This is a genomic window from Pedobacter sp. ok626 (genome assembly GCF_900100435.1).
Classification (GTDB): domain Bacteria; phylum Bacteroidota; class Bacteroidia; order Sphingobacteriales; family Sphingobacteriaceae; genus Pedobacter.
Genome location: NZ_FNEX01000029.1, coordinates 47,462 through 53,695 on the forward strand (window position 1 = coordinate 47,462; position 6,234 = coordinate 53,695).

At 39.3% G+C, this 6,234-nt stretch carries 3 protein-coding genes and 2 rRNA genes; 2 read left to right on the forward strand and 3 right to left on the reverse strand.

The genetic code is table 11. From position 1 onward, the window contains the following. Nucleotides 1-20: 20 nt before the first annotated feature. Complete coding sequence (locus BLS35_RS27040) at nt 21-1,781, reverse strand: S8 family peptidase (RefSeq protein ID WP_090787728.1); 1,761 nt, start codon at nt 1,779-1,781, stop codon at nt 21-23. Between the two features lie 122 nt (nt 1,782-1,903). Here BLS35_RS27040 and BLS35_RS27045 point away from each other — a divergent pair, with 122 nt between their 5' ends. Continuing rightward, nucleotides 1,904-2,731, forward strand: coding sequence for a 3-keto-disaccharide hydrolase (locus BLS35_RS27045; RefSeq protein ID WP_090787731.1), 828 nt, complete (start codon nt 1,904-1,906; stop codon nt 2,729-2,731). A 240-nt stretch (nt 2,732-2,971) separates the two neighbouring features. Further along, nucleotides 2,972-5,383, forward strand: coding sequence for a DUF7133 domain-containing protein (locus tag BLS35_RS27050; RefSeq protein ID WP_217634953.1), 2,412 nt, complete (start codon nt 2,972-2,974; stop codon nt 5,381-5,383). Nucleotides 5,384-5,678: 295 nt separating this feature from the next. Here the strand turns inward: BLS35_RS27050 and rrf are convergent. Together rrf and BLS35_RS27060 are read right to left on the reverse strand one after the other, a co-directional pair. Then, nucleotides 5,679-5,790 (reverse strand): 5S ribosomal RNA (gene rrf / locus BLS35_RS27055). A gap of 140 nt (nt 5,791-5,930) precedes the next feature. Next, nucleotides 5,931-6,234 (reverse strand): 23S ribosomal RNA (locus BLS35_RS27060); the annotation flags it as partial.

Below are 6,234 nucleotides of genomic sequence, written 5' to 3' on the forward strand. Positions count from 1 at the left end.
AAAAAATCAGAATATCTAAACTACTTTGCTTTATAAGTTTCAGCCAATTTTAATGCCTGATAAGCATTAACAATTCCACCGCTCACACACAGCTCCTTAAAATTAACACGCTCAGTCTCCCCCTTTTCATTCTCGCGTCTTACCTTTTGTTCTGGCTTCACCACAGATTGCATAATGATAGCCCTCACATCCTGAGCTTTCAATTCAGGATAATAACTTAAAATTAAAGCAGCTAAGCCCGAAACTACAGGAGCAGCCATACTTGTTCCATCAAACTCTTCGTATTTAGATTCAGGAACAGTAGACTTAATCATAAATCCAGGAGCAAATACATCTACCGTGTGTTTACCGTAATTAGAAAAAGAAGCCTTTAAACTCGCATCATTTTTATATGCACTAGCCCCTACTTCAAGCCAGTTGCTAGCATGAGGTAAATTAAACTTCGTGGTATCCAAAACAACCTTTGCAGGCGGAACAGGATAATTCCTACCCATACCGTTCCCTGGAACAGGGTTTTGACCAGGTCTAAATATCATAGGGTTAACCTCAACTTTCTTATGTGCTTTTTTATAAGCTATCGCCTCTGGACTATCATAATATTTAGTTGGATAATTCTCATCTACATCATTATTCTGATTGTCGTTACCTGCAGCATGCACCAATAAAACTCCCTTTTCTTCAGCATACTTTACGGCCTCATCTACAACATCCTTGGCCCACTTAAAGCCCTTACCAAAACTCATGTTAATCACGCGCGCCCCATTATCTACCGCATACCTAATACCATTTGCCACATCCTTATCACGCTCATCCCCTTCAGGTACAACTCTTATACACATGATACGAACATGATCAGCAACACCATTTATCCCTATCCCATTATTTCGCTCTCCGCCAATTATACCCGACACATGTGATCCATGATCTGCATTTGGCCCCATGACATCGCTATTGCCATAATTACGCTCTCGCGCATTTGAATAATCATCGCCAACCAATTCAGCACGCTCATCATATTTAGGATTTAAGTTATACCTCAACATTACATCATATTGTTTATAAGCATCCTTCATTTCCTTATGAAACTTTTCCATAGATCCACTTTCCTTTGCGCCTCTCCTAATGATCTTTTTACACTGCTCCTCTTCCTCACTATCGGCTTTATAACGCTCCATATCCTCTAATGAAGGAATAGTCTTATGGTTTATCTGTCCAACAGAATCAAGCATCTTGTTTATAATAGAAATAATGGCAAAAGTCTGATGCGCATCGTCATATTTCTTTCCAAACTCAGCAGTAACTTTTGTATAAAGAGCAAATTCTTCCTTTTCAGTGCTATCTAGAACAGTAGATTTAATTGTTGAACGGTATTTAGGCTGCAATTTCCTGTAAATCCGAACCAATTCTAAGTTATCATAGGCAAGGTCCCCTTTTTTCGAGCCTATAAAGTTCCAACCATGTATGTCATCAACATATCCATTTCCATCATCATCTATCCCGTTTCCCGGAATTTCCTTCTTATTTGTCCACAAAACGTTCTTCAAATCTTCATGTTTAGTTTCGACACCACCATCTATGACAGCTACAATTATACTTTCTTTAGGCTTTTTATGCTTTAACAATTCATTGTAAGCCTTTTCGGTGCTAATGCCAAAATACCCGTCCTTCAGTAAATCTAAATTATACCAATTTGGAGGTAACTTAACATCCTTACTCTGTGAAAAAGCAGTTGAACTGGCAAAAAGAAAAATTGTAAAATATAATATATGCTTAAGTTTCATTCCTGAATATTTATGAATTAAGGTAAAATACAATAATACGGTTTTATAATATTTAGGGCACAGATTTAGCATTTTTTAACAACATATTGATATCTTGTCCCTTAAACCATTATAAACCTACAATGCTGCAAACTAAATCAGTTAAACTAATTTTTCCAAATTTATTGCTGTTAGTCTTAGCTATTACTGGCTGTTCACCCCTTAAATCACAAAACAATCCCGAATGGAAAGATCTGTTTAATGGAAAGGACATTAAAGACTGGAATGTAAAAATCAATCACCATGAAATTGGTGATAATTATGCCAATACATTCAGGGTTGAAGACGGTATGATTAAAGTTAGATATGACCAGTACGGTGCTTACGACAATCAATTTGGCCATCTATACTATAAACAACCTTTTTCACATTACCATCTGTTGGTAGAATATAAAATTACGGGCGAATGGAAAACTGATGCGCCATCCTATACCATTAGTAATAGTGGTATCATGTTCCATTCGCAAGATCCAAAAACAATGCTCAAAGACCAGGACTGGCCTATATCAATTGAATATCAACTCTTAGCTGGCTTAAATGATGGAAAACCAAGACCTACTGGCAATATGTGCTCACCTGGTACAGATGTGATATATGAAGGAAAAATAGACAGTCGGCATTGTATTGACTCTAAATCTAAAACCTATAAAAAAGAGGAATGGGTAAGAGCCGAACTAATTGTATTGGGCGACTCGCTGATCACTCACCTTGTTAATGGCGATACTGTACTGCAATATTCAAAACCACAAATTGGCGGTGGTGTAGTCAACAATTTCGATCCTGCCGTTAAACTTGATGGCAAACTTTTGAAAGAAGGATTTATAGCTCTTCAAAGTGAAGGTCAACCTGTTGACTTTCGAAAAGTGCGAATCATCAATTTAGAAAAACGTAATAAAAAGCCACAAAGATAAACGCAATCTATATCATACTTACAAACCAATACTCCAAACACACAAATGATTAAATTTTCTTTAAGTCTCGTCTGCTCCTTTATATTTTTCGGGGGAATCAATTTCTTTCTAGACAAACCCAAAGCAGCCTTTGCTGGTCCAGACGAGCTCGAAATCACACGCTTTACAGGCCCTGAGGTCACACCAAGCCCAGCCTGCTTATCAGTCGCCCCAACAGGTGAAGTATTTGTTGGGATCGATATGATGGGATCGTTAGGGAAAGCTCCAAACAAAGGACGTATACTCAAGCTCATTGACAAAGACAATAATGGTACAATGGACCAACATATCGAATTTGCGATGGTCGACAATCCAAGAGGCATCATTGCTCAAGGAGACAAAGTTTTTGTATTGCACACTACATTTTCAAAGGAAACAGGTAAAGCCACAGGAATGGATCTTGTCGTTTTTGAAGATAAAAATAACGATGGAATCGCAGATGGACCTGCAAAACCACTAATTGAAAACATTAGCAATGCAAAATACATCGCAGAAAGAGGAACTGATCATGCAACTAATGGAATCAGAATGGGTATCGACGGATGGATATACATCGCGGTAGGTGATTTTGGCTTTCATAATGCTGTTGATCGAAGCGGCAAAAAACTAACTATGTTAGGTGGCGGCATTGTTCGTGTACGCCCCGATGGGACTGAGATGGAAATATACACCCATGGTACACGCAATGTCTACGATTTGGCAATCGATCCCAACATGAATATTTTCACCAGAGAAAACACAAATGATGGTGGCGGATGGAATGTGCGATTTTCACATCATATCCAATCCGGGGAATATGGATACCCAGTACTGTTTCAACATTTTACAGATGAAATAGTACCAGCCCTTGCCGACTTAGGCGGAGGTTCGGGAACTGGTGCATTATATATGGACGAACCAAATTGGCCTGAAAAGTACAACAAAGTACCAATGATGGCCGACTGGGGTCAAAGTATGTTATATATACACAGGGTGAGTCCCGATGGACCTACCTTTACACAAAAGGATGAGGATTTTATAAAACTATCGCAAATTACAGATCTGGATGTGGATGGTTCAGGTCGTCTTTATCTATCAGCCTGGGATGGCGCCGGCTATTCTGGTAGTCCAAGTAAAGGATATGTCGTTCGTGCAGTACCTAAAAACTGGACCTATAAAGCATTTCCAGATGTAAAGAAAGCATCAATCAAAGCATTGGTTGAATTATTAAAGTCTCCAAGTGCTGTAGCACGCATCACTGCATCACAAGAATTAATTACCCGTCCAGCCAAACAAGTAGCTTCAACAACACTAAAAGTTGTTTCAAACAAAGACCTTTCTTCAGAATCCCGCATTGCTGCGCTTTATACATTTGCACAGGTCGCTGGAGAAAACGCGATCCCGACTTTAGTTAAATTGACTGCTGACGATATAATGAAGGAATCCGCATTACGAGCACTGGCCGACCGTAAGTCTTATCTAAAAAACGTTCCCACTGAACCTTTTTTAGCATCACTGAAAGATCCATCGAAACGTGTTCAGGCAATAGCAACTATAGGACTAGGTCGCTTGGGACATATAGAAACAGCCACTGCATTATTACAAACTAAAGTCCCTGACTCATTTATAGAACCAGCAAAAGATGTAGAAGGGCCACACGCCACACCTAATTCGAGTATTATACTCCCGCATCTTGCAGTCCAGGCACTCGTAAATATAAATGCAGTAGACGCATGTGTAGCAGCAATTGGATCTGAAAACTCAAATCTGGCATTATGGGCACTTCGTTACATGCATCAGCAAAAAGCAGTTGATGGATTGATAAACGCCTATTCTTTAAACAAAGATGAAAAACTAAAAAAACAGATCCTAATTACCTTATCGCGTCTGTACAAGAAAGAAAATGCCTATGATGCATCCTGGTGGTGGGGTACGAGACCAGATTCCCATGGCCCTTATTTCAAGGCTGTTCTTTGGTCCGCTTCGCCAGCTATTGAAAAATTTCTAGTAAGTGAATCTGAAAAAGCAGGTGCCAGTCAAAAACAATTCTTTACAGATCTAAATGCACGCCACCGTATGGATATTCCTGCATTTGCAACTGAAGAGAAAATAATTGCAGCTGAAGAACCTAAAGTAGATCTGGAAAAAATTAAGAATAAACCGGGGCAAGTTGGAGACAATTCTATCGAAGATGTGCTCTTAGCCATAGCCAAATTACCAGGTGATGCAGTAAAAGGCAAAGCCTTATTTACTAGTCAGGGATGTTTTGCTTGCCACAGCATTAACAAGGGTGAAAAAATGAAAGGTCCTTTTATGGGACAAATTGGGTCTATTATGAACCGCGAACAAATTGCCGAATCTATTCTTAAACCCAATGCCTCCATTTCACAAGGCTTTGCAACCGTAATGATATCTGCAAAAGGAGATAAAACCTATATGGGATTCATCACTGAAGAAACAGCCAATAAAGTCGTTATGCGAAACATTGTTGGTGAAGTATTTAATATTAAAGCTTCGGATATCTTATCGCGTCAAGAAATGGATTCTTCTATGATGCCAGCTGGTCTTGCCAATTCATTATCATACAATGAACTTGCATCACTAGTTACCTTTTTATCCTTGCAAAAAAAATAGTTAAAATATGGCCAGAAAGTGCTTTTCACCTTTCTGGCCATATTTTAATGTTTTAAAGATCCTCAAGGTCTATTTAGAAATCAGTACACGTATATCTAATCGCGCTGCCATGATCTAATTCCCTATCGATACCTAGAATTACTCGATTGCATGCTAATTATGAGCGCATATAAAGCCAGTCATGAAAGCACCTAAAGTAGGGCCAGAATCGTTTTTAAAACGAACAGCAGAGACTCAAAAAACCTTATAAACAAGAAAAGCCGATAGTCTATTGGACTACCGGCTTTCTTTTAAGATTTGGCACCGACCTACTCTCCCACGTGTTACCGCAGTACCATCGGCTCTGGTGGGCTTAACTTCTCTGTTCGGAATGGGAAGAGGTGGACACCACCGATATAGGCACCTAAATATTTTTAAATATCTAGTATATATCGTTTCGCTTTTATTGCCTGATCAATATCGCTATTAACCCTGCTCGATTTGTTACTAAACAAATGACATATTATTGAAAGAAGTTAAGTTAGGAAGAACAAACAACAGTTTATTGCTCTTGAAAGCTTCGGATGATTAGTATTACTCGACTTTGATCTCACAACCTTTACATCTGTAACCTATCAACGTAGTAGTCTGCTACGGTCCTATATGGAATTCTCATCTCGTGGCTAGTTTCGCACTTAGATGCTTTCAGCGCTTATCTATTCCCAGCGTAGCTACTCTGCAATGCCCCTGGCGGAACAACAGATTCACTAGAGGCTAGTCCAACCCGGTCCTCTCGTACTAAGGTCAGCCCCACTCAAAATTCCTACGCCCACAACAGATAGGGACCGAACTGTCTCGCGACGTTCTGAACC

Excerpts from the sequence above, each read along its gene's own strand:
- BLS35_RS27040 (WP_090787728.1), bottom strand. The coding sequence starts at position 1,781 with ATGAAACTTAAGCATATATTATATTTTACAATTTTTCTTTTTGCCAGT.
- BLS35_RS27045 (WP_090787731.1), top strand. The coding sequence starts at position 1,904 with ATGCTGCAAACTAAATCAGTTAAACTAATTTTTCCAAATTTATTGCTG.
- BLS35_RS27050 (WP_217634953.1), top strand. The coding sequence starts at position 2,972 with ATGATGGGATCGTTAGGGAAAGCTCCAAACAAAGGACGTATACTCAAG.